This window comes from Streptomyces sp. NPDC036764 (assembly GCF_055609385.1).
In genome coordinates this window covers 266,564-286,478 of the sequence record NZ_JBVJPT010000015.1, presented here as the reverse complement: position 1 = coordinate 286,478, position 19,915 = coordinate 266,564, and the positions used below count along the sequence as shown (strand labels likewise).

Genomic DNA, 19,915 nt, shown 5'->3' with positions numbered 1-19,915 from the left:
CCCCCCCCCCCCCCCCCCCCCCCCCCCCCCCCCCCCCCCCCCCCCCCCCCCCCCCCCCCCCCCCCCCCCCCCCCCCCCCCCCCCCCCCCCCCCCGCTTCCGGCCCTGAAGGGGCCTCGTCCTCACACGCCGGACGGGCTGAGCTGGTCAGCCTGTCCGGCGTTCTGGCGTGCCCGTCGCGGCAGGCTCACCGCCGCCAACACCGCCGCTCCCGCCAGCAGCAGCGCCCCCGCGACCGCCGCGCCGTGCATCCCGCTGGTGAACGCCTCGCGCGCGACCGTGGCAAGCCCCGGCACCCGATCGGCGACCGCCAGTGCCCCGCCAAGCGTCTCGCGGGCCGTGTCCGGGGCCGAGTCCGGGATGTCGTGACGGTAGATCGCCGTACCGATCGAGCCGAGCACCGCCATGCCCAGCGCGCCGCCGAACTCTCCGCCGGTCTCCATCAGGGAGGACGCGGCGCCGGCCCGCTCCACCGGGGCGGTGCCCAACGCGAGGTCCATGATCTGGGACATCACCGTGACGCCGCCGACGGCCAGGACCGCGCACGAGGTCAGCACCAGCCACATCGAGTCCGTTCCGGCGAGGGTCAGCAGCGCGAAGCCGGCCGCGGCGATCGTGAAGCCCGCCGTGACGACGTGGGCCCGATCGACGCCCTTCTGCACCAACTGGGTCGCGATCGGCCCCGCCGCCCCGATCGGCACCGACGGCAGCAGCGCCCACAGGGCCGCCTCCAGCGCACCCATGCCGAGCACCGACTGCAAGTACTGCGTGGTGAAGTACGACGAGCCCATCACCGCGAACATGCAGACGAGGTTCAGGGCGACCGACGGCGCGAAGCCCCGCCCCCGGAACAGGGCCGGGGAGATCATCGGTGAGGCGCTCGTGCGCTGCCGGTGCACGAACAGCGCCGCGAACAGCAGGCCGACGGTGATCGAGACGACGTAGCGGACGTTCCAGCCCTCGGAGGGAATCTCCTTCAGGCCGTAGACCACGGGGAGCACGGCCGCCATCGACAGGGGGACGCTCAGCAGGTCGAAGCGGCCGGGTGCCGGGTTCTTCGACTCGGGGAGCAGGATCGGGCCGAGGATCAGCAGGAGCGCCATCGCGGGCAGGTTGACCAGGAAGACCGAACCCCACCAGAAATGCTCGACCAGCACGCCGCTCATCACCGAGCCCAGCGCGATCCCGCCGGTCATCACGCCGGACCACACACCGATCGCCTTCGCGCGCTGGCCGGGGTCGGTGAACAGCGTGCGCAGCATGGCCAGCGTCGACGGCATCAGGGTCGCGCCGCCGATGCCGAGGACCGCGCGGGCCGCGATCAGCATCTCGGCGCTGTTCGCGTAGGCCGCCGTCAGCGAGGCGGCGCCGAAGGCGGCGGCGCCGATCACCAGGAGCCGGCGGTGGCCGATGCGGTCGCCGAGCGAGCCCATCGTCATCAGCAGGCCGGCCAGGACGAAGGCGTAGATGTCGAAGATCCAGAGCTGCTGGGTGCCGCTCGGCTCCAGGTCCGCGCTGATCGCCGGGATCGCGAAGTAGAGGACCGAGACGTCCATCGAGACCAGCAGCAGCGGCAGCATCAGCACGCCCAGGGCGGTCCATTCGCGGCGGCCGGCCCGGGCGGGCGGTGCGGTGGTGGTGCTCGGGTTCGTTGTCATGACGGTGAATGTACGCGCGTCTTAAACGCTTGTCTAGAACGTTTGTATAGGACGGTTGTATGGATCGGCGGTAGGGTGGTCGCATGGGACACCGTGAGGATCTGCTGGAGGGCGCCAAGCGCTGCCTGCTCGACAAGGGCTTCGCGCGCACGACGGCGCGGGACATCGTCAAGGAGTCGGGGACCAACCTGGCCTCGATCGGCTACCACTACGGCTCGAAGGACGCGCTGCTGGCGCAGGCGTACGTGTCGCTGGTCGAGGGGATGAGCGATGCCTTCGACGGCGACGGGAGCGCCGGGATCACCGCCGAGCCGGGCTCGTTCGAGAGATTCGAGCAGGTGTGGTCGAACATCATCGGCACCATGCGCGAGCCCGGTTCGATGTGGCGGCTCAGCATGGAGATCGTCGTCATGGGCGACCGGCTGCCCGAGCTGCGCGACCATCTTGCGGCGGCTCAGCGGGAGGCCGGGCGCGGGCTGATTCCGCTGCTCATGGGCGGACGGGAGGAGGACGTCCCGGAGGAGGCCGTGGACACGCTCGGCATGTTCTACGTGACCCTGATGACGGGCCTGATCGCGCAGTGGACCTTCGACCCGAAGACCGCGCCCGGCGCGGAGCAGCTCACCGCGGGGCTGCGTCAGGTGTTCGAGGCGTTCACGGGGAAATGACGCGTCCTTCGCGCATCTCGATCGCCCGGTGCGCGAAGTGCCGTACGACGGCCCGGTCGTGGCAGATGAACAGGTAGCCGAGGCCGAGGTCGTCCTGGAGGTCGGCGAGCAGGTTCAGCACGCCGGCCCGGACGGAGGGGTCCAGGGACGAGACCGGTTCGTCGAGGACCAGCAGTCGCGGTTCGCAGGCCAACGCGCGTGCTATGCCGACGCGTTGGCACTGGCCGCCGGAGAGTTCGTGCGGCCGGCGCTCGCCGCAGGACGGGTCCAGGCCCACCCGGTCGAGGAGTTCGGCGACCTGGGCGGGACCGTCGTCGGGGCTCCAGCGGCCCTGCACCTTCAGCGGTTCCGCCACGGCCTCGCGGACGCGTTGGCGCGGGCTGAGGGAGCCGTACGGGTCCTGGAGGACGGGCTGCATGCGCGGGCGGACCGGCCGCAGCTCACGTTCGCTGAGCGTGGTCAACTCCCGCCCCTCGAAGCGCACTTCACCGGAGTCCGCGCGGCGCAACTGGAGCACCGCCAGGGCCGTGGAGGACTTGCCGCAGCCGGAGGGGCCGCACAGGGCGAGGGTCTCGCCGGCGGCCAGGGTGAAGGAGACGTGGTCGACGGCGGTGACGTCGCCGTGGCGGACGACGAGGTCGCGGACGTCGAGGAGCGGGTCACTCATGCGGGCTGCGGCCCCTCTGTCAGGAACAACTCGGTTGCCGGGTACGGGAGTTCGGGCCAGCGGTCGCAGGCCACCAGCCGCCCCTCCACCCGCTGCGGCTCCGGCTCCGCCGTACGGCAGGCATCCGCGGCGAGCGGGCAGCGCGGGGCGAAGGCGCAGCCCGGCGGCAGGGCGTCCGGGACGGGCGGGGTGCCACGCAGGGCGGGGAGGCGACGGCCCGCGGGCGCGTGCTGCGGGAGGGAGGCCAGCAGGCCCGCCGTGTAGGGGGCGCGAGGCCGGTCCAGCACCTCGTGCGCCGGGCCGAGCTCGGTGAGCCGGCCGGCGTACATCACCAGCACCCGGTCCGCGTGGTCCCGTACCACGTCCATGTCGTGGGTGACCAGGACGAGCGCGGCCCCGACGGCCTCACGCCGCTCGGCGAGCACCCGCAGCACCTGGTCGCGGTGCTCCTCGTCCAGGGCGGTGGTCGGCTCGTCCGCGACGACGATTCCGGGCTCGCCGACCGTCGCCATGGCGATGACGGCGCGCTGCCGCATGCCGCCGGAGTACTCGTGCGGATACGCCCGTGCCCGGCGCGCGGCGTCCGGGATGCCCACCCGGTCCAGCGCGGCGACCGCACGGGCCCGGGCCTCCTTGCGGGAGACGCCGGCCACCGACCGTACGGCGGCGGCGAGTTGGTCGCCCACCGGGTGCACGGGGGAGAGGGCGGACAGGGCGTCCTGCGGGACGAGGGAGATACGGCGGCCGCGGTGGGCCGAGAGGTCCGGCAGGATCGTGCCGCTCGTCGTCGCGCGCCGGGGCAGCATGCCGAGCAGGGCCCGGGCGGTGAGCGACTTGCCCGCGCCCGACTCGCCCACGATCGCCAGGACTTCGCGCGGGCGGACGTCGAAGGACAGGCCGCGCACGGTCGGGGCGCCGTCGAAGGCGATACGCAGGTCTCGCACCGACAGCAGTACGTCAGACGGCAACGGAGGGCTCCTTCCGTGGTTCGGCCCCGGTCGCTCGCCGTGGCCTCGCCCGACGGCCGGGCACGGCCGCCGCCCCTGACACCGCAAGGCCCGCGAGCAGGGCCAGTGCGACCGCCGGGGCGAGGGCCGCCCAGGGGGCGCGCTCGACGTAGGCACGGGACTCGTCGAGCAGCAGCCCCCACTCGGGCGCGGGCGGCTGGGCGCCCAGGCCCAGGAAGCCGAGGGAGGCCAGGGCGAGGGCGATGCCGGGCAGGCGCAGCAGGGCGTGGCGGGCGACCGGGGCGGCGACCGACGGCAGGACGTGCCGGGTGACGATCCACAACGGGGTCGCCCCCATGGCCCGCTGTGCGGTGAGGAACGCGGACGCCCGCACCTCCTGCACGAGCGCCGCCGCGTGCGCGGACAGCGCCGGCCAGGAGATCAGGGCGACGGCGAGTGCCGCACCGGCCGTGCCGGGACCGGTCGCAGCGGCGACCAGGATGCCGACGATCACCGGCGGCAGGGCGTTGGCGATGTCCGCCGCGCCGGCCGCGACGCCGGGCATGAAGCCCATCGCGAGCGCGACCAGCAGGCTCAGCGCGCAGATGGCGACGGCCGTGCCGACCGTCGAGGCGGCGCCATGGCCGAGGCGGGCGAGCACATCGCGGCCGAGGGCGTCGGTGCCGAGCGGGTGCGCCCAGGAGGGGGCGGCGAGCCGGGCGGCCGTGTTCACCGTGTACGGGTCGCGCAGCAGGCCCGAGCCGATGGTGAGCAGCAGGACGGCGGCGAGCGTGAGCGGGACCGCCGGGTGGGCACGGACCGGGCGGGCCGGCGGCAGGCTCAGCCCCGCGTCACGCAGGGCGGGGCCGAGCAGCCGGCGCCGTACGCCCAGCGCCACCGCGCCCGTGACCAGGCCGAGCAGCAGCAGGGCCATTACGGAGCCCTGGAGCAGCGGCAGGTCCTGCGACTTGGCCGCGCCGAGTGCGCTGCGGCCGATGCCGGGCACCGCGAAGACCATCTCCACCGCGACCGCGCCTCCCGTCAGGCCGACGGCGACCATCCCGAACTGCGGTACCAGCGGCGGCAGTACGCGCCGCAGCGCGGCCCCCGCGATCCTGGCCCGGCTCACCCCGGCGCCCCGCCACAGCTCCACCCACCGTTCGTCGAGGACGGCGGGCAGCGCGTCCGCGACCAGTCGGCCGAGCAGCCCGCCCGCCGGGACGCCGAGGGCGAGCGCGGGCAGCACCAGATACCCGGGGCCCGCCCAGCCGGCCGTCGGCAGCCACCCCAGCCACACCCCGCACACCAGCAGCGCGACCGTGGCCAGCAGGAACTCGGGTACGGCGGCGAGCATCGCGGCGAACGCGCCGGCCGAACCCCGGCCCCGCACCAGTACGGGCACGACGATTGCGGCGGCCAGCACGACCGCCACGCCGAGCGCCGCGCCCATCAACCCCAGCGACACCTGGAGCCCGGCGACGACGGACGGCAGCACATCGGTGCCCGACACCCAGGAGGTGCCGAAGTCGCCGCGCAGCAGGTCGGCGGCCCAGCTCCGCAGCAGGGCGAGGGGGCCGGCGTCCAGTCCGAGGTCCGCGCGGATCGCGGACAGGGCCTCCTCGGTCGGCTCCTGCTCGGCCGACCTGGCGCGCAGCACGGTGAGCGCGGGGTCCCGGTGCGAGAGCCAGGGCAGCAGACCGACGGTGGCCAGGACGGCGACGAGACAGACGATCCGGGCCGGCGCGGCCGAGGTGGTCGACCTCCGTGCGGTGGGCCTCACTTGACGTAGGTGTTCACGGTGACGAGCTCGCGCTCGCGCGGGTCGTGCGCCGCGCCGACGACACCGGCCGCGTCGCCCTGGATCACCCGCTCGTGCAGCAACGGCACGGCCGCGTCGGTGGCGAGTACGGCGGCCTCGGCGGCGACGATCGCCTCGCGGCGGGCCTCACCGACCTTCGTGCCGGCGGCCTTCCTCAGCCGCTCGTCGACGCCGTCGCTCGCGAACTGCGACAGGTTGAAGGTGCCCTCGGAGGCGAAGTCGCTGTAGAGGTACGCGGCCGGGTCGCCGGAGTCGAGAACGGTGGCACGGGACAGGACGAACGCGTCGAACCGGCCCGCGAGGGCGTCGGCCTCGATGTTGGTGTACTCGCGGACGTCGAGCTTCACCTCGAACCCGGCCTTCTGGAGCTGCTGTTGCAGCAGTGCCGCCACCTCCGGCATCTCCGAGCGGTCGGTGTACGTCCCGATGGTGATCGCGGCGCCCTTCGGGTCACCCGCCCCGGCAGCCCGCGTGACCGGCTCGCGCAGCTTCGCCGCCCACGGCAGTGCCGGGCCGAGCAGCCCCTCGGCGACGTCGGCGCGCCCCTCGTACACGCCCTGCGCGATGGCGTCGGTGTCGATCGCCTCGCGGGCCGCCGCCCGCAGTGCGGGGTCCTCGAACGCGCCCTCGGCGGTGTTCAGATACAGCGTGTTGGTGCGCGGCATCGGGACTTCGGTGATCAGGTCCTGGTCGAGCACCGCCGCCTGGGAGACCGGGATCGCCTCGACGATGTCGGCCTCGCCGCTGCGCAGCGCCGCCGCGCGGGCGGTGCCGTCGGGGACGAACTTCACGTCGATCCCGGGGGCCTTGGCCCTGCCGCCCCAGTAGGCGTCGTAGCGGTCGAGGGTGGCGGCGGCGGTGCCGTCGGCCTTCGTGAGCTCGAAGGGTCCGGTGCCGGCGCCGACGGGGTTCACCGTCTTCCCCCGGTACGCCTTCGCCGCCAGGATCGACAGTTGGGGCGAGCAGAGGCGTTGCGGGATCAGCGGGTCCTCGGTGGCGGTCGTGACGGTGACCGTGCCGGCGTCCGCGGCCTTCGCGGTCAGCTCGACGCCGTCGAGGATGCGGGGCTTGGGGGAGGCGGAGGCCGCCTTCGCCAGGGAGCGGACGACGGAGGCGGCGTCCAGTCTCGTGCCGTCGTGGAACGTGACGCCGTCGCGTATGTCGAAGGTCCAGGTTCTGCCGGACTGCCGCCACGCTGTGGCCAGGGACGGCCGGGCGTCGCCGTCCTCGTCGAGCCGTACGAGGGTCTCGGCGGTCGACCAGCGCGACAGCTTGAACGCGTCGTCGGAGAGCGGGGACAGCCCGGAGCGCGGGGGCTGCATCATCGCGACGCGTACGCGCTTGCCGTCGGCCCCCGCTTCGGTGGCGGACTCGGCACCGGCGAAGCAGCCGGTGAGCAGTGCGGAGACCGCGGTCAGGGCGGTGGCGGGGAGCAGGAGACGGGCGGGCAGGCGCACGGAACCCTCCGGGTAAAGGGGCAGTCAAGAGAGCGGTTGCTGCGACCGTAGCATGATGACAATCGTTTTCAATAATTAGTCCCAAGGTGTGGGGTGAGGCTCTGGCCGTCGCCTGTCGTTGCGGTCGTGCGCTGCGTGCGGATGATGGATCCCATGCGGCTCGACACGCCTGGAGCAGGCGCCGAGGTGGATGTTCTGATCGTCGGTGGCGGGCCCGTCGGGCTCACCGCCCGGGCGCTGCTCGAACGCTGGGGCGTACGGACCCTGCTGGTCGAGAAACGCCGTGAGTTGTCGCCGTTCCCACGGTCCCGGCTGGTCAACGTGCGCACGATGGAGATCTTCCGGCAGCTCGAACTCGCCGAGCGGATCACGCAGGCCGCGTTCGCGCCGGAGTACGGCCGGATCCGCTTCCGGGACACGCTGCACGCCCCCGACTTCGCCTCGGCGGCGATGATCGGGGTCAACGGGCCGGTGCCGGAGAGCCCGGTGACCGGCGCCGTCACCTCGCAGGACCGGCTGGAGCCCACCCTGCTCGGCGCCGCCGCCTCCGAGGTGCGGTTCGGTGTCGAACTCGTCGACCTCGCCGAGAAGGGCGAGAGGGTCGTCGCCCTGCTCGCCGACCACGACGGCGGGGAGCGCACACGCGTCAGCGCCCGCTACCTACTGGCCGCCGACGGCGCCAACTCCACCGTCCGCGAACGGCTCGGCATCGGCACCGAGGGCCCCGGCGCGGTCGGCCGCGTCACCACCGTCGTCTTCGACGCCGACCTCGGCCGGTGGTCCGCACGGCAGCCCGCCGGGGTCTACCTCACCTCGCAGGGATCGTTCCTGCCGCTGTACCCCGAGGGCGGCTGGGCCTGGTTCACGCCCACACCCGAGGACACCGGCGGCGCCGACTGGCCCGGCCTCGTCGCGCGTTCCCTCGGCGCCGACGTGAAGGTCGACGTCCTTCGCGTGCAGCACTGGGTGGTGAACGCCTTCGTCGCCGAGCGCTTCCGGCACGGACGGACCCTGCTGGCCGGCGACGCCGCGCACGCGATCCCGCCCGCCGGCGGTCTGGGCATGAACGTCGGCGTCGCCGATGTGCACAACCTCTGCTGGAAACTGGCGGGCGCGCTGCAGGGCTGGGCCGGGCCCGCGCTGCTGGACAGCTACGAGCGGGAACGGCGGCCCGTCGCCCACCGCACGCTCGGCCAGGCGGTGGAGAACTCCAAGATGATGTTCCAGGTGCAGGACGTGCGCCGCGAACAGCTCAGCGCGGGCGCCGCGCGGCCGCCGGACCACGTCGAACCGCCCTGGTCGGAACAGTACTTCGCGCAACTCGGTCTGGTGCTCGGCGTCGCCTACCGCTCCGACGCCGTCCTGACCGGCGACGGCACGCCGACGATGCCGCCGGAGACGGGCACGACCTACGTCCCCACGGCCGAACCGGGCCACCGCGTGCCGCATCTCTGGCTCACCGACGGCCGCTCCACCCTCGACGCGTTCGGCGAGTGGTTCACCCTGCTCACCTCCGCCCCCGACGACTGGCGGCCACCCGCCACCCCGCCCTGGCCGCTGCGCGTCGAGCCGCTGCCCGCCGAGCACACCGAACAGTGGGACCTGCCCCCGCAGGGCGCGCTGCTCGTCCGCCCCGACGGCCACATCGCCGCCCGCTTCGGCGACGGACCGCCGGGCGACGGCACCCTCCACGACGCCCTCGCCGCCGTCACCTCGCGCTGACCGGCCGATCCGGCCCGGCTACAGCCGCGCCCCCTTGAGCGCCATGTGCAGCAGCAGCCGGTCCTCCCCGTCGTCGAGGTCCAGGCCCGTGAGCTGTTCGACGCGGGAGAGGCGGTAGTACAGGGTCTGTCGGTGGATACCCAGCTCGGCTGCCGTGCGGCCGGCCTGGCCCGCGCAGTCCAGGTAGACCTCGGCGGTGCGGGCGAGTTCCTGATGGGCGGGGGAGAGGAGCGGGGCGACCGCGGGGTCGTGGAGGGTCTGCGGGGAGAGCGAGGTCAGCAGGCGGTACGGACCGATGCCCGACCACTCCGCCACCGGGCCCAGCTTCGGTTCCGCGAGGGCCGCGCGGGCCGCGGCCGACGCCTCCTGCCAGAGTGTGCCCAGCTCGGCGAGGCCGGTACGCGGCTCGCCGAGGCCGGCCGCGACCTGCGCCGGGCCGCCCGGCTTGGGCGGCCGGGTGGCGGCGGGGCCCTCCTTCAGCAGCCGGGACGCCGCCGCCTGGGCGGCCGTGCGCACCTGCGGCGAGCGCAGCCGTACGAGCACGGCGAGACTCTGCCCGGACGCGCCCCACGGCACCGTGCACAGCGCGGTCGCGTGCGGCACCGTCCGCACGGACGGGGCGTCGTCGGGGTCCGCCGACTGCCACGGGGCCACGCAGACGACAGTGTGGACGCCGTCCGCGCGCGGGCCGAGGGCCGTGCGCAGCTCGGCGATCGCCATGTCGCCCTGCCAGCCGCGCTCGGCGGTCAGCGCGGCCCGCAGCTCCCGGCTCAGGTCCGCCCCGTGCTGCGCCTCGTCCGCGAGCAGCGCGCCGATCCGGGCGGTCACCTCCATCGCGGCCGTGAGCTGCTGGTCCGTGGGCCCCGGATCGTCGTCCAGGAGCCAGACGTAGCCCCGTACTACACCCCTGTGGCGTACCGGCAGGCAGATACGTCCGCGGTACACCCCCGCCTCCGGGGTGCGCGGGATCCGCACCGGCCCGGTGGCGCGTGTGATGCCGAAGCCCTCGAACCAGGTCTTCACGGCCGACGTGGAGCGGCGCGTCAGGATCGAGCGGGCGCGGACGGGGTCCAGGGCCGAGGCGTCGAGCTCGTCCTCGCTGTCGTAGGCCCCGAAGGCGATCAGCTCGAAGTCCCGGTTCTCCAGCGTCGCGGGGGCGCCCAGGAGCTCCGAGATCTCGTCGACCAGCTCCTGGTAGTCACCCTTGAATTCCGACGTCACCCGGGCATTCTCCCGCATTTTCCGAGGCTCTTCATACATCTGTCTGAGATCTGCGGCACGGATGCGTGACAGGTGTCGATGGCCGACGATCGGAGGGATCCTTAGGTTTCACGGTGGTTCTCCGTGCCGTACCCGACTGGTTGGGATTCGGCTGCTTTTCTCCTGTCTGTGGAGGTGCCCCGTGCTGGGTCCCGTGATTCTTGCCGCGTCGCGCAGCGACCGGATGCGACGCCTGATCTCGGCGGCCCCGGTGACCAAGCAGGTCGTCGACCGCTTCATCCCGGGCGAGACGGTCGACGAGATCGTGCCGATCATCAAGGACCTCAGCGACCGGGGTCTTGAGCTGACGATGGACGTCGTCGGCGAGGACATCACCCGCCCGGAGCAGGCCGCCGCCGCCCGGGACGCCTATCTGGCGCTGATCGACCGGCTCAAGGAGCTGGAGCTGGGCACCAGGGCCGAGATGTCCGTGAAGCTGTCGATGTTCGGCCAGGCGCTGGAGGGCGGCCACGAGCTGGCCCTCGCCAACGTCCGCCCCGTCGTCGAGGCCGCCGCAGCGATCGGTACGACCGTCACCCTCGACGCCGAGGACCACACCACCCTCGACTCGATGTTCGCCATCCACGAGGAGCTGCGGAAGGACTTCCCGCAGACCGGCTGCGTCATCCAGGCCTACCTCTTCCGCACCGAGGCCGACGCCCGCCGCCTCGCGGAGAGCGGCAGCCGGGTGCGGCTGGTCAAGGGCGCCTACAAGGAGCCCGCCGAGGTCGCCTACCAGCAGAAACACGAGATCGACAAGGCGTACGTCCGGATCCTGAGGATTCTGATGGAGGGCGCCGGGTACCCGATGATCGGCTCCCACGACCCCCGCCTGATCTCCATCGCCCAGGAACTGGCCCGCACGGCCGGGCGCAAGCTGGACGAGTACGAGTTCCAGATGCTGTACGGCATCCGCAGCGACGAGCACCTGCGCCTCGCCGCCGAGGGCCACCGCATGCGCGTCTACACGGCCTACGGAACCGACTGGTACGGCTACTTCATGCGCCGCCTCGCGGAGAAGCCGGCCAACCTGCGCTTCTTCGCTCGCAGCATGATCAGCAAGGGCTGAGCCCGAACACCCGCTCAAGTTCAAGGAGTTACGGATCTCATGGACGCTGTGACCCAGGTCCCCACCCCCGTCAACGAGCCGGTGCACGGCTACGCCCCCGGCTCGCCCGAGCGTGCCCGCCTCGAGGTCAAGCTCAAGGAGCTGGCCGAGAACCCGATCGACCTGCCGATGACCATCGGCGGCGAGAAGCGGATGGGCGGCGGCCAGCGCGTCGACGTCGTGCAGCCGCACAACCACAAGGCCCGCATCGGCACCTACGGCACCGCCACCCAGCAGGACGCCCAGGACGCCATCGACGCGGCCCTCGCCGCCGCCCCGGCCTGGCGCGCGATGTCCTTCGACGACCGCGCCGCGATCATCCTGCGCGCCGCCGAGCTGCTGGCCGGCCCCTGGCGCGAGACGCTGGCCGCCTCCACCATGCTGGGCCAGTCCAAGACCGCCCAGCAGGCCGAGATCGACACCCCCTGCGAGCTCGTCGACTTCTGGCGCTTCAACGTCAAGTACGCCCGTGACCTGCTCGCCGAGCAGCCCCCGGCGAACTCCCCGGGCGTCTGGAACCGCCTCGACCACCGCCCGCTCGAGGGCTTCGTCTACGCGATCACGCCGTTCAACTTCACGGCCATCGCGGGCAACCTGCCGACCGCCCCGGCCCTCATGGGCAACGTCGTCGTCTGGAAGCCGTCCCCGACCCAGACTCATGCCGCCGTGCTGCTGATGCAGCTCCTCGAGGAGGCCGGGCTGCCCAAGGGCGTCATCAACCTCGTCACCGGCGACGGCATTGAGGTCTCCAAGGTCGCCCTCGAGCACCGCGACCTCGCCGGCATCCACTTCACCGGCTCGACCAAGACCTTCCAGTACCTGTGGAAGACGGTCGGCAACAACATCGAGAAGTACCGCTCCTACCCGCGCATCGTCGGCGAGACCGGCGGCAAGGACTTCGTCGTCGCCCACCCGAGCGCCGACAAGGCGGTCCTGAAGACGGCCCTGACCCGCGGTGCCTTCGAGTACCAGGGCCAGAAGTGCTCGGCGACCTCCCGGGCGTACATCCCGGCGTCGATCTGGAACTCCGGCTTCAAGGAGGAGTTCGCGGCCGAGGTCGACTACATCACCATGGGTGACGTCACCGACCTGTCCAACTTCATCGGCGCCGTCATCGACGAGCGCGCCTTCGCCAAGAACAAGGCCGCCATCGACCGCGCCAAGCAGGACGACTCCTGCACGATCGTCGCGGGCGGCTCCTACGACGACTCGGTCGGCTACTTCGTCCGCCCGACCGTCATCGAGTGCAGCGACCCGGAGAACGAGGTCTTCACGACCGAGTACTTCGGCCCGGTCCTCGCCGTGCACGTCTACGAGGACGACAAGTACGACGAGATGCTGGACCAGATGGAGTCGGTGTCCGCCTACGCGCTGACCGGCTCGGTCATCTCCGGCGACCGCGCCGCGACCGCGTACACGATGGACAAGCTGCGCTACGCCGCCGGCAACTTCTACATCAACGACAAGTCGACCGGCGCCGTCGTCGGCCAGCAGCCCTTCGGCGGCGGCCGTGCCTCCGGCACCAACGACAAGGCCGGCGCCCCGCAGAACCTGATGCGCTGGACGCTGACCCGCGCCATCAAGGAGACGCTGGTCCCGCCGACCGACTACGGCTACCCGCACATGGGCTGACACGCCAACTCATCGGAAAAGGCCGGGTCTTGAACGGACCCGGCCTTTGCCGTGCGGGCAGAACGCGGCCAGGGTGAGCTACTCGGCGATCTCCGTGCGCTCCCACCACTCGTAGACCGGCAGCGCGCCCTGCGGTGAGTCCATCCGCCGTGTCGTCGGCCGGAAGTGCTCGTATCCGCCGCGGAGCTTGATCTTCACGTCCGGCCCCGGGGACGGGGCCGGGACGACCCGATCGGGCAGGTCGTCCGGGCCGCCCTCGAGGAACACCTTCGCCGTGTCGTTCATGACCTCACCGTTCCCCTCGTCGTGACCGTCTGTCCCGTGCCGCGCTGAGGATCAGCCGAGTGGGCGATCCCCGGCAGCGGTCGGCGGGCGGCGCCGATACTGGACGGATGACCACGACCGCGTCCGCACCCACACCCCGCACCGCGCACACCGCCGACCTCACCCCCGCCGAACTGCGCGCGATCCGCGCCCTGTTGCACGACGCCTTCGACGGCGACTTCTCCGACGAGGACTTCGACCACGGGCTCGGTGGCATACACGCCCTGGTCCACGACGACGCCGGGCTGCTCGTCGCACACGGGTCGGTGGTGATGCGGCGGGTGCGGCACCGGGAGAGGTGGCTGCGGGTCGGGTACGTCGAGGCGGTCGGCGTACGGCCCGACGCGCGCCGCACCGGGCTGGGGGGCCTGGTGATGGCCGAGCTGGAGCGGGTGATCGGGCGGGCGTACGACGCGGGGATGCTCTCCGCGAGCGACGAGGGGGCCGCGCTGTACGCCGCCAGGGGCTGGCAGGTGTGGAGCGGGCGGGTCTGCGGGCTCGGGCTCGACGGCGTCGTCCATCTCCCGGACGAGGAGGGCAGCACCTTCGTGCGGACCGCACTCGCCGGGCCGCTGGATCCCGCATTCGAGCTGGTCTTCGACTGGCGGGACGGGGATGTGCTGTGACGGGCCGTCGGTAGAAAGCGCAGGTCAGAGGCGTGTGACCCACTGCACCGTCTCAGATAGTAGGAAGTCCGAGTAATTGTGGAGACAGACGCGCCGTCCTCCCTTAGCTTTGTAGAAGCCGAACGTCTCGCTCGATCAAGCGAATGGCGGTCGTGAGCCGAGCCCCGTGCAGGCAACCCCTGCGGCCCGCTCCCCGCCCCACCCGGCGTCTCGAAACCCGTCTGTGTACTCCCGGATTGTCGAAGGAGTCGATTTCCCATGACCGAGACGACCGCCCGCCGTCGAGTCCGTCACATCTCCCGTACGAGCGATGCCGACCGCAAGAACGCGGCCGCCGCCCTCCAGCGTGCCCTCGACCGCAGGGACAACGGCGGCAGCACCGGCCACCAGGCAGCCTGACGCCCCGACGCCCGCAAGAGCCGGGAGCCGCACCCGATCGAGGTGCGGCGTGTGGGTTCAGGCCCCGCGCCGCACCTCGAAGTGGTCGACCCGCTTGCCCTCCGGCGTCAGCGCCGACACGGTCAGCCGCGGCTTCGCACCGCTCTCCGCCTCCACTGAGAGGAAGGAGAAGCCCCGGTAGCGCACCCGCGACCACTCGACGCTCTCCGCCTTGGTGCCGCGCGACTTGGTCCACTTGAAGGAGTCGACCGACTCCCGCTCGGTGACATGGCCCTCGTAGCTCTCCTCGACGCCCGTCGGGAAGCCGTACAGGTCCTTGCCGCCGCCGCCCGCCGTGACGTACACGATCCCGTCCCGCCTCGGATCCGTCGTCGCGCCGATCGGCACCGGGCTGCCCACCTCGCCGTTCTTGATGGCGTCGGTGCGCTCGTAGACATGGTTGTGCCCGTTGATCACCAGGTCGACCTGGTGCTGGGCGAACAGCGGCACCCACTCGGCGCGAAGGCCCCCGTCGGAGGCGTGCGTCGAGGTCGAGTAGGCGCAGTGGTGGAAGTAGACGACGATGAAGTCCACCGCGCTGTCGGCCCGCAGCTCACCGAGCGTGCGGTCCAGCCATTTGGTCTGCCGCCCCTGCGAGTAGCCGAAGTTGGCGGGGATCTCGTACGACACGTCGTTCGCGTCCAGCGCGACCACGCCGACGTTGCCGTACGTGAACGTGTACACCCCCGGTGCCGAGCGCGGGTCGAAGCCGCTGTCCGGGAGGGAGAAGCGGGCGAACTGGCCGCCATAGCCGTCCGGCGAGTACCACGCCTCCATGTCGTGGTTGCCGGTCGTCACCATCCACGGCACCGACTTCGCCACCGACTCCGTCTGCTTGAGGAAGACGTCCCACATGCCGGCCTGGAAGGCGTCCGAGTCCTTGCCCTTGCCGGTCGGGTTGGCGTAGCAGATGTCCCCGGCGTGCAGATGGAAGGCGGGGTCCTGGCGCAGCAGGGCACGGTCGTTGTCGGCCGCGTGCATCCCGACGCCCTGGTCGCCGAACGCGGTGAACACGAACCGCTCGGGCGGGCTCGCGGGCGCCGTCCGGAACGACGCGATCGTGGACCTGTTGCCGGGGGAGGCCGGGTCGAAGCCCTCGTGCCCGACGCCGTAGTAGTACGTAGTGCCCGGCCGCAGGTTGTCCAGGGCCGCGTGCAGGTAGTACTGATCGACCGCCGCGCTCACGCCCTTGATCTCCGGGGTGTGCAGGTCGCGCACCTCCGCCTCGATCCGGCGGTCCAGGTCGTCCGGCCGCAGCCCGATCCGGACGTACGGCTTCTTCACCGCGGCCGGCACCTGCCAGGAGATCCGCATCCGGGTCTTCGGGTCGGCGCCGAAGGCGAGATGGCGGCCGAAGGGGGCGGCGGCCGAGCCCGGCACCTTCGTGAGGGTGGACGCCGACGCCGACGCCGAGGCCCTCGCGCCGGACGTACCCGTCTCCGATCCCGCGCAGCCCGTCAGCAGACCGCCCGCCACCGCGCCCGCCGTCACCAGCGTGCGGCGCCGGGTCAGCTTGGTGCGAAGGTACTCGTGCTGCTCCGCCATGGTCATACGGCGGGCGAGCTGCGGAGGGATGCCGAAGTCGGGGATGTCCATGCTGGGAAAGTTCCCAGCGCAGGCCAACACCCTGCATACATACGGGTGAACGGCAGTCGAAGCGCTGACGCCCGTCCCTCGTTCGGCTGTCCGCATCGCGGACACCGCATGTCATCCCATGGGACGAGGAGTAGGGTGCCGACATGTCTCGCAGCCTCAATCTCGCAGTGATTCCCGGTGACGGCATCGGCCAGGAGGTCGTGACCGAAGGTCTGAAGGTCCTCTCCGCCGTCCTTCCGCAGGATGTGAAGCTGGAGACCAAGGAGTACGACTTCGGCGCCCGGCGCTACCACGCCACCGGTGAGACCCTCACCGACGCAGACGCCGAGGCGCTGAAGCAGCACGACGCCATCCTTCTGGGTGCCATCGGCGACCCGTCGGTCCCCTCCGGCGTCCTGGAGCGCGGCTTCCTGCTCAAGCTCCGCTTCCTCTTCGACCACCACGTCAACCTGCGTCCGTCGAAGCTCCTGCCGGGTGTCGCCACCCCGCTCGCCGGGCAGCCCGAGATCGACTTCGTCGTGGTCCGCGAGGGCACCGAGGGCCCGTACACCGGCAACGGCGGCACCATCCGCAAGGGCACCGAGCACGAGGTCGCCACCGAGGTCTCCGTGAACACGGCCTTCGGCGTCGAGCGCGTCGTCAGGGACGCCTTCGCCCGTGCGCAGGCCCGCCCGCGCAAGAAGCTGGCGCTGATCCACAAGAACAACGTGCTGGCCTTCGCCGGTCACCTGTGGACGAACATCTTCAACAAGGTGGCCGAGGAGTTCCCCGAGGTCACCACCGAGTACATGCACGTCGACGCGGCCACGATCTACCTGGTCACCCAGCCCGAGCGGTTCGACGTCATCGTCACCGACAACCTCTTCGGCGACATCATCACCGACCTCGCCGCGGCCGTCTCCGGCGGTATCGGCGTCGCCGCGAGCGGGAACATCAACCCGTCCGGCGCGTTCCCGTCCATGTTCGAGCCGGTCCACGGCTCGGCCCCGGACATCGCCGGCCAGGGCAAGGCCGACCCGACGGCCACGGTCCTGTCCGTCGCCCTGCTCCTGCGTCACCTCGGCCACGACGCCGAGGCCACCCGCATCGAGGACGCCGTCTCGGCCGACCTCGCGGAGCGCACCGGCAAGCCCGCCCGCAGCACGTCGGAGATCGGCGACGCGCTGGCCGTACGAGTAGCCGGCTGACCCCGCCGCGCCACTCGAACTTCGAAGCCGCCGGGTCACCCAGCCCCGGCGGCTTCCACATGTCCGCCGCCGGGTGGCACCATCGACCCCCGGGTCGCGATTTCTCGCCGATCACGCCGAACAGGCCGATTTCTTCCGCGGCTGCCGCTTGCGATAATCGAACGCGGAGCCGCGGAATGAGGGAATGCTCGGACGTCCTAGCACTGGCCACTGGCAGTACTGGCGTGAGCGCGGCCCGCCACAACCTAACCGGTGAAGGACACCTACTCATGACGACGCCCACGATCGAGCTCAAGCCCTCCGCCAGCCCGCTCGCCGCCGCAGAGCGCGAGGCGATACTGGCCAACCCGGGGTTCGGCCGCCACTTCACCGACCACATGGTCACGATCAAGTGGACCGAGGGCCGCGGTTGGCACGACGGCGAGCTCGTGCCGTACGCGCCGCTCTCCCTCGACCCGGCCACCATGGTGCTGCACTACGCGCAGGAGATCTTCGAGGGCCTGAAGGCCTACCGCCAGCCCGACGGGACCGTCGCCTCCTTCCGTCCCGAGAAGAACGCCCGGCGCTTCCAGTCCTCGGCCCGCCGGCTCGGCATGCCCGAGCTGCCGGTCGAGACCTTCATCGAGGCGTGCGACGCGCTGGTCACGCAGGACGCGGACTGGGTGCCGGCGCACGGCGGTGAGGAGTCCCTCTACCTGCGCCCCTTCATGTTCGCCACCGAGGTCGGCCTGGGCGTGAAGCCCGCCAGCGAGTACCTGTTCATCGTCATCGCCTCGCCGGCCGGCGCCTACTTCCCCGGCGGCGTGAAGCCCGTGTCCATCTGGGTGTCCGAGGACCACGTCCGGGCCGTGCCGGGCGGCATGGGCGACGCCAAGACCGGCGGCAACTACGCCGCGTCCCTGCTGGCCCAGGCCGAGGCCGCCGCTGAGGGCTGCGCCCAGGTCTGCTACCTCGACGCGGTGGAGCGCAAGTGGGTCGAGGAGCTCGGCGGCATGAACCTGTACTTCGTGTACGGCGACAAGATCGTCACGCCCTCCCTCACCGGCTCCATCCTGGAGGGCGTCACCCGTGACTCCCTCCTCCAGGTCGCCCGTGACCTCGGCTACGAGGCGGAGGAGGGCCGGGTCTCCGTCGACCAGTGGCAGCGCGACTCCGAGAACGGCACCCTGACCGAGGTCTTCGCCTGCGGCACGGCAGCCGTCATCACCCCGGTCGGCATCGTCAAGCGCACGGGCGCGGAGTGGCAGCAGGGCGACGGCGAGCCCGGCGAGGTGACGCTCAAGCTCCGCCAGGCCCTCCTCGACATCCAGCGTGGCAAGGCCGACGACCGGCACGGCTGGATGCACAAGCTGGGCTAGTTCTCGGCTGTGACCGTCAGGGCCGCCACCGACTCCGTGTCCGTGGCGGCCCTTTCCTGTGCCGGAGCGGACTCGCCGAGCGTCAGCAGCAGGTACGCCACACCCCCCACCACCCCCGACAGCAGGAAGCTGCAATCCACCCCGCCCGTCAGGGACAGCAGCGGACCCTCGTACGACGGCAGGGAGACGGCGAGCAGGCCGACCGTCGCGCCCAGGGCCCAGGACACGGCCGCCGGGATGTTCCAGCCGGCGCGGAACCAGTAGATGCCGCCCCGTGCGCGGCGGTTGAAGACCTGGAGGGCGTCCGCGTCGTACACGCCCCGGCACCGCGCGAAGCCGATCAGGGTGATGACCGCCCACGGTGTGCCGACGGCCGTCAGCAGCAGCACGAAGGACGTCATCGCGTCCTGTGCGGTCGAGGCGTAGTGGCCGACGAAGACGCAGACCGTGGCGACGACCGCGACCGTGTAGGTGGCGCGGGCGCGGGAGGCGCGCGGCAGGATGGCGTCGAGGTCGAGGCCCATGGAGTAGAGCATCAGGCCCGCGTTGCCGACCGAGCCGGCCGAGGCGGCCAGCAGCAGCGGCACCAGGTACCAGGCGGGGGAGGCGTCGACCAGGGGGCCCGCGTAGTCGAGGGCCGCGCGGGCCGCGTACGACGTGAAGGTGCCGAAGAGCTGCGGGACCAGCAGCCCCAGCATCAGGCCGAGCCAGGTCGCGTGCAGCACCCGGCGTGAGGAGTGGCGGGCCGGGGAGATGTAGCGGGTGTAGTCGCCGAGGAGGGTGATGAAGGCGATGGGGCCCGACAGCCCCGCCGCGACCGTCGCCAGCAGCCACGTCGGCCAGAACCCGCCCAGCAGATAGCCGCCCGCTCCGGGCAGCGCGTCCGTCGTGAAGTACGGGGCGTAGGCGATCACGCCGAGGGCCAGCAGGGCCGTCATGCCGACCGCGAGGACGCGGGACAGGGCGAGCAGCACCCGGTAGCCGTACACGGCGCCCGCGACCGTCGCCGCGGCCAGCAGCCCGTAGACCACGCCGTACGCCACCCCGTTCGCCGGCAGCCCGAACAGCCGGCCCAGCACGCCCACCATCACGTCGCCGCCGATCCACACGGTCAGGGCCGTGTAGCCGAGGGCGAGCAGCAGGCCGACCACCGAGCCGACCAGTCGGCCGCGTACGCCGAACTGGGCGCCGGAGGAGGTCGACAGGTTCGTCGCCGTGCGCAGGGAGATCAGGGCGAGCGGGGCGGTGAGGGCCGTGCCGGCCACCGTGCCCACCACGATCGAGCTCACCGACGCCCACCAGCCCAGGCCGAAGGACGGGGGCAGCCAGCCGAAGACGATCACCCCGAGGCAGAGGTTCGACCCGAGCAGGATCGAGACGAGGTCCCGGGGGCCGCTCGTGCGTTCCTCCTCGGGGATGGTGTCGACTCCGCGCTGTTCCATCGGCATG

Annotated in this window: 17 protein-coding genes; 8 read left to right on the top strand and 9 right to left on the bottom strand. The window is 72.1% G+C overall.

Annotated elements, in window-relative coordinates; all coding sequences use genetic code 11:
* Window positions 1–121: 121 nt before the first annotated feature.
* On the bottom strand, window positions 122–1,657 hold the full coding sequence (locus ACZ69Q_RS38325; protein ID WP_471051478.1) for an MFS transporter: 1,536 nt from the start codon (window positions 1,655–1,657) through the stop codon (window positions 122–124).
* A gap of 83 nt (window positions 1,658–1,740) precedes the next feature.
* Between ACZ69Q_RS38325 and ACZ69Q_RS38320 the strand changes: the two genes are divergently transcribed.
* The gene (locus tag ACZ69Q_RS38320) at window positions 1,741–2,325 is read left to right on the top strand and encodes a TetR/AcrR family transcriptional regulator (protein ID WP_471051475.1); all 585 of its coding nucleotides are present in this window, start codon (window positions 1,741–1,743) and stop codon (window positions 2,323–2,325) included.
* Here the strand turns inward: ACZ69Q_RS38320 and ACZ69Q_RS38315 are convergent.
* The 4 genes from ACZ69Q_RS38315 to ACZ69Q_RS38300 are packed head-to-tail and all read right to left on the bottom strand — an operon-like array spanning window position 2,312 to window position 7,215.
* Window positions 2,312–2,992, bottom strand: a complete 681-nt coding sequence (locus ACZ69Q_RS38315; RefSeq protein ID WP_471051472.1) for an ATP-binding cassette domain-containing protein — start codon at window positions 2,990–2,992, stop codon at window positions 2,312–2,314. The two genes, ACZ69Q_RS38320 and ACZ69Q_RS38315, sit on opposite strands and share 14 nt — an antisense overlap.
* Entirely contained in the window at window positions 2,989–3,960 is a 972-nt protein-coding gene (locus ACZ69Q_RS38310; RefSeq protein WP_471051469.1) for an ABC transporter ATP-binding protein, read from the bottom strand. Before ACZ69Q_RS38310 ends, ACZ69Q_RS38315 begins: the two co-directional genes overlap by 4 nt.
* A complete protein-coding gene (locus tag ACZ69Q_RS38305; RefSeq protein WP_471051467.1) occupies window positions 3,950–5,719 on the bottom strand; it encodes an ABC transporter permease subunit in 1,770 nt (589 codons plus the stop codon). Before ACZ69Q_RS38305 ends, ACZ69Q_RS38310 begins: the two co-directional genes overlap by 11 nt.
* A complete protein-coding gene (locus tag ACZ69Q_RS38300) occupies window positions 5,716–7,215 on the bottom strand; it encodes an ABC transporter substrate-binding protein (RefSeq protein WP_471051464.1) in 1,500 nt (499 codons plus the stop codon). Before ACZ69Q_RS38300 ends, ACZ69Q_RS38305 begins: the two co-directional genes overlap by 4 nt.
* A gap of 153 nt (window positions 7,216–7,368) precedes the next feature.
* Here ACZ69Q_RS38300 and ACZ69Q_RS38295 point away from each other — a divergent pair, with 153 nt between their 5' ends.
* Window positions 7,369–8,937 carry an FAD-dependent monooxygenase gene (locus ACZ69Q_RS38295; protein ID WP_471051461.1) on the top strand — a complete coding sequence of 523 codons (1,569 nt, stop codon included), beginning with the start codon at window positions 7,369–7,371 and terminating at the stop codon, window positions 8,935–8,937.
* Window positions 8,938–8,955: 18 nt separating this feature from the next.
* On the opposite strand, the gene ACZ69Q_RS38290 is transcribed toward ACZ69Q_RS38295, so the two are convergent.
* A complete protein-coding gene (locus tag ACZ69Q_RS38290) occupies window positions 8,956–10,158 on the bottom strand; it encodes a PucR family transcriptional regulator (protein WP_471051459.1) in 1,203 nt (400 codons plus the stop codon).
* A 181-nt stretch (window positions 10,159–10,339) separates the two neighbouring features.
* Between ACZ69Q_RS38290 and ACZ69Q_RS38285 the strand changes: the two genes are divergently transcribed.
* Both ACZ69Q_RS38285 and pruA read left to right on the top strand, forming a co-directional pair.
* On the top strand, window positions 10,340–11,266 hold the full coding sequence (locus ACZ69Q_RS38285) for a proline dehydrogenase family protein (RefSeq protein ID WP_471051458.1): 927 nt from the start codon (window positions 10,340–10,342) through the stop codon (window positions 11,264–11,266).
* 39 nt (window positions 11,267–11,305) lie between these two features.
* A complete protein-coding gene (gene pruA, locus ACZ69Q_RS38280; protein WP_471051455.1) occupies window positions 11,306–12,937 on the top strand; it encodes an L-glutamate gamma-semialdehyde dehydrogenase in 1,632 nt (543 codons plus the stop codon).
* 78 nt (window positions 12,938–13,015) lie between these two features.
* Here pruA and ACZ69Q_RS38275 read toward each other — a convergent pair whose 3' ends face one another.
* Window positions 13,016–13,222 carry a DUF5988 family protein gene (locus ACZ69Q_RS38275; protein WP_471051453.1) on the bottom strand — a complete coding sequence of 69 codons (207 nt, stop codon included), beginning with the start codon at window positions 13,220–13,222 and terminating at the stop codon, window positions 13,016–13,018.
* 107 nt (window positions 13,223–13,329) lie between these two features.
* Between ACZ69Q_RS38275 and ACZ69Q_RS38270 the strand changes: the two genes are divergently transcribed.
* A complete protein-coding gene (locus tag ACZ69Q_RS38270; RefSeq protein ID WP_471051451.1) occupies window positions 13,330–13,887 on the top strand; it encodes a GNAT family N-acetyltransferase in 558 nt (185 codons plus the stop codon).
* 258 nt (window positions 13,888–14,145) lie between these two features.
* Window positions 14,146–14,286 (top strand): hypothetical protein, encoded by a 141-nt coding sequence (locus tag ACZ69Q_RS38265; protein WP_471051449.1) that lies wholly within the window; start codon window positions 14,146–14,148, stop codon window positions 14,284–14,286.
* Between the two features lie 57 nt (window positions 14,287–14,343).
* On the opposite strand, the gene ACZ69Q_RS38260 is transcribed toward ACZ69Q_RS38265, so the two are convergent.
* A complete protein-coding gene (locus ACZ69Q_RS38260) occupies window positions 14,344–15,921 on the bottom strand; it encodes a purple acid phosphatase family protein (RefSeq protein WP_471051446.1) in 1,578 nt (525 codons plus the stop codon).
* 143 nt (window positions 15,922–16,064) lie between these two features.
* On the opposite strand from ACZ69Q_RS38260, the gene ACZ69Q_RS38255 reads away from it, so the two are divergent.
* Together ACZ69Q_RS38255 and ACZ69Q_RS38250 are read left to right on the top strand one after the other, a co-directional pair.
* The gene (locus tag ACZ69Q_RS38255; RefSeq protein ID WP_471051443.1) at window positions 16,065–17,108 is read left to right on the top strand and encodes a 3-isopropylmalate dehydrogenase; all 1,044 of its coding nucleotides are present in this window, start codon (window positions 16,065–16,067) and stop codon (window positions 17,106–17,108) included.
* A 269-nt stretch (window positions 17,109–17,377) separates the two neighbouring features.
* A complete protein-coding gene (locus tag ACZ69Q_RS38250) occupies window positions 17,378–18,466 on the top strand; it encodes a branched-chain amino acid aminotransferase (RefSeq protein WP_471051441.1) in 1,089 nt (362 codons plus the stop codon).
* On the opposite strand, the gene ACZ69Q_RS38245 is transcribed toward ACZ69Q_RS38250, so the two are convergent.
* On the bottom strand, window positions 18,463–19,914 hold the full coding sequence (locus ACZ69Q_RS38245) for a cytosine permease (RefSeq protein WP_471051440.1): 1,452 nt from the start codon (window positions 19,912–19,914) through the stop codon (window positions 18,463–18,465). The two genes, ACZ69Q_RS38250 and ACZ69Q_RS38245, sit on opposite strands and share 4 nt — an antisense overlap.
* Between the last annotated feature and the right edge of the window lies 1 nt (window position 19,915).

Coding starts and splice junctions, on each gene's coding strand:
- ACZ69Q_RS38325 (WP_471051478.1), bottom strand. CDS start 1,657: ATGACAACGAACCCGAGCACCACCACCGCACCGCCCGCCCGGGCCGGC.
- ACZ69Q_RS38275 (WP_471051453.1), bottom strand. CDS start 13,222: ATGAACGACACGGCGAAGGTGTTCCTCGAGGGCGGCCCGGACGACCTG.
- ACZ69Q_RS38255 (WP_471051443.1), top strand. CDS start 16,065: ATGTCTCGCAGCCTCAATCTCGCAGTGATTCCCGGTGACGGCATCGGC.
- ACZ69Q_RS38265 (WP_471051449.1), top strand. CDS start 14,146: ATGACCGAGACGACCGCCCGCCGTCGAGTCCGTCACATCTCCCGTACG.
- ACZ69Q_RS38320 (WP_471051475.1), top strand. CDS start 1,741: ATGGGACACCGTGAGGATCTGCTGGAGGGCGCCAAGCGCTGCCTGCTC.
- ACZ69Q_RS38245 (WP_471051440.1), bottom strand. CDS start 19,914: ATGCCGATGGAACAGCGCGGAGTCGACACCATCCCCGAGGAGGAACGC.
- ACZ69Q_RS38270 (WP_471051451.1), top strand. CDS start 13,330: ATGACCACGACCGCGTCCGCACCCACACCCCGCACCGCGCACACCGCC.
- ACZ69Q_RS38250 (WP_471051441.1), top strand. CDS start 17,378: ATGACGACGCCCACGATCGAGCTCAAGCCCTCCGCCAGCCCGCTCGCC.
- ACZ69Q_RS38260 (WP_471051446.1), bottom strand. CDS start 15,921: ATGGACATCCCCGACTTCGGCATCCCTCCGCAGCTCGCCCGCCGTATG.
- pruA (WP_471051455.1), top strand. CDS start 11,306: ATGGACGCTGTGACCCAGGTCCCCACCCCCGTCAACGAGCCGGTGCAC.
- ACZ69Q_RS38295 (WP_471051461.1), top strand. CDS start 7,369: ATGCGGCTCGACACGCCTGGAGCAGGCGCCGAGGTGGATGTTCTGATC.
- ACZ69Q_RS38315 (WP_471051472.1), bottom strand. CDS start 2,992: ATGAGTGACCCGCTCCTCGACGTCCGCGACCTCGTCGTCCGCCACGGC.